The sequence below is a fragment of the Polynucleobacter sp. UK-Gri1-W3 genome (genome assembly GCF_018881595.1).
Classification (GTDB): Bacteria; Pseudomonadota; Gammaproteobacteria; order Burkholderiales; family Burkholderiaceae; genus Polynucleobacter.
In genome coordinates, this window is the sequence record NZ_JACVQA010000019.1 from 1 (window position 1) to 1,635 (window position 1,635).

General features: G+C 42.8%; 1 protein-coding gene. It reads right to left on the minus strand.

The annotated features are described in order from the left end of the window. Positions 1–176 precede the first annotated feature (176 nt). A complete protein-coding gene (locus tag ICN36_RS11945) occupies positions 177–1,412 on the minus strand; it encodes an HD domain-containing phosphohydrolase (RefSeq protein ID WP_216228568.1) in 1,236 nt (411 codons plus the stop codon). Between the last annotated feature and the right edge of the window lie 223 nt (positions 1,413–1,635).

Sequence of the window (1,635 nt, forward strand, 5' to 3'; positions counted from 1 at the left end):
TAAAAAATCACAAATTACCAAAACGGAATTGTTGGCTCAACCAGAAGCGTTTGATTTAAGGCCAAAACCCGTGTACACGCTTTAAATCTAAATCAATGGAAGTATTTTGGGTTTTTACACAGCCTCGACCCAAAACCGTCGTTCATAGAACATTAGGATTTAATAAACGACAGTGGTTAATGATCTTCCACATTGATTTTGTAACCTTTTTCGCGAAATAGTGCCAAACAGGCATCGACAACCTTCTCATCATAGATACTGCCCCGACCCCGCTCAATTTCAGCTAACGCAACCTCTACACCTAGAGCTGGTCGATAGGGTCTGTAAGCAGACATTGCTTCCACAACATCGGCAACAGCCAAAATGCGGCCTTCCATACTAATTTGATCACCTGTTAAACCATTGGGGTAGCCACCTCCATCCAAGCGCTCATGATGCTCTAAGACTGGACGAGAAATATTCCAAGGAAAGTTGATTTGTTTAAGTAGGTTGTAGCCTGCTTTGACATGATTTTTGACTAATGCATACTCTTCCGCCGAAATCTTTCCAGGTTTGGACAAAATCTCCGCAGGAATAATGATCTTCCCTATGTCATGTAGGTAACCTGCAATTCTGAGCCCTTGTTGACGGTCTGCATCAAAACCTAGTTGCTCTCCAATAGCTCTTGCTAGCTCACCCACATATTTTTCATGGCGTGCCGTATAGGGATCTCGCAGCTCGACTAACTCTCGAGCCAATACAATTGTCTCCATTAAGGAATCTTGTAGTTTCTCATGGATGATTTCGAGCTCAGCAACACGCTTAGCTTTCTCTTCATTGGCAATTAACAGCTCAGCGGCTCGCTTGGCCTTCTCTTCATTTTGAAATAGCAACTCCTTATTGGCAATTACGAGTTCAGCAACGCGCTTAGCCTTCTCTTCATTGGCAATTAACAGCTCAGCTGCCCGCTTGGCCTTCTCTTGATTAGCAATTATGAGCTCGTGCTGCGCTTTCTTTTGCGTGGAAATATCTCGGGCAATTCTAGAGGTGCCGATGACGTTACCGTTTGTATCAAAAATTGGGGAAACGGTAGTTGAAATAGCAATTCGCTGTTTGTTTTTAGAAATAAGATCAGACTCATAAGTGCCGATCCACTCACCTTTAAGCGCTTTTTGGAAAATCAAATTTTCTTCTTGCAGCCTATCAAGCGGAACTAAGAAATCAAGAGATTTTCCAATTGCCTCCTGAGAAAGATAGCCAAGAAGGTGTTCAGCACCATGATTCCAGCTGGTAATGATATTGTTTAAGTCGTTGCTAACAATGGCATCTGTAGAGCCGCTGACGATAGCAGCCAATCTTTCTGCCACCCCTCCCTCAGACGGGGGTACTAAAGAGCCGACTGATATATGGGGAGGGTCAGATGATGTCTTCACAGTTCTAGTTTAATTGTTCAACTTAAGTAAATGAAAGCCATATATTTCTCAATGGGCTTTATTCCAATTTAGGACTTAAGGCAGGCTGTTTTTGGCCGAGGCTGTGTAAAAACCCCCAATAATCTCCCTGTTTTTGTAAACACCTAAGCACCCTCAAACGTTAATTCAGTATCACTAATTAACGGATGTTCATGAAGATGAAACGATTCATTACTGGCCAAGA